Annotated in this window: 1 protein-coding gene; it reads left to right on the top strand. The window is 70.2% G+C overall.

What is annotated here, in order from left to right; genetic code table 11:
* Positions 1 to 340 (top strand): hypothetical protein (locus ACRX5S_RS06570; RefSeq protein ID WP_436771815.1); only part of this gene is annotated, 340 nt, incomplete at its 5' end.
* Between the last annotated feature and the right edge of the window lie 49 nt (positions 341 to 389).

Raw genomic sequence — 389 nt, forward strand, 5'->3', positions numbered from 1 at the left:
CCAGGAGGTCGTCGACTTCGGGGCCCGTGGGGCCGGTTCGACGGACGCCCGCACCGCGGCGCTTCTCGCGAACACCGCGGTCGCGACCCTGTGGGGCGGGTACAGCACCGGCACCACTCCCTCGGCGACCCTGTGGTCCCAGGCCGGCTGCGGCTATGACGGCGACAACGTGCCGAGCACGATCAACGACAAGGCGAGTTCGATCAGCGTCACCCCGGGCTGCCGACTGAATCTCTGGCAGCATTCCGGGCAGGGTGGCAACTTCGAAGTCCACTACGGCGGATTCAGCACCATCGTGTACGACAACCAGATCTCGTCGTGGGAGTCCTTCCCCGCGTGACCCGGCGGTGAATGCCCCGGTCGGGCCGGGCGGGGGGGGGGGGGGGGGG

The organism is Yinghuangia sp. YIM S09857 (assembly GCF_051388915.1).
Classification (GTDB): Bacteria; Actinomycetota; Actinomycetes; order Streptomycetales; family Streptomycetaceae; genus Yinghuangia.